The sequence below is a fragment of the Halalkalibacter flavus genome, from assembly GCF_036663575.1.
Taxonomy (GTDB): Bacteria; Bacillota; Bacilli; order Bacillales; family Bacillaceae_D; genus Halalkalibacter; species Halalkalibacter flavus.
Map to the genome: position 1 here is coordinate 1 of NZ_JAWRVK010000161.1, position 315 is coordinate 315.

Consider the following 315-nt stretch of genomic DNA (forward strand, 5'->3'; position numbering starts at 1 on the left):
GAGCGGGTGATGAGAATCGAACTCACGACATCAGCTTGGAAGGCTGAGGTTTTACCACTAAACTACACCCGCATATTTAAAATTTCATATCACATATTTACATAACGCCCTGTCATGTCTCTTCCTCTTCTAGTAACTCTTAGAAGCAAATGCGTCGAGACAACTCGTAGCATATTCGGCAGATGGTTTGCTCGTGGCTGAGGTTTTACCACTAAACTACACCCGCATATTTAACTCATGGTCGGGAAGACAGGATTTGAACCTGCGACCCCCTGGTCCCAAACCAGGTGCTCTACCAAGCTGAGCCACTTCCCG

General features: G+C 47.0%; 2 tRNA genes. Both read right to left on the bottom strand.

The window, feature by feature from the left end:
- Position 1: 1 nt before the first annotated feature.
- Positions 2-72 (bottom strand) — tRNA-Gly (locus SAY88_RS24850).
- A 166-nt stretch (positions 73-238) separates the two neighbouring features.
- A tRNA-Pro gene (locus tag SAY88_RS24855) sits at positions 239-315 on the bottom strand.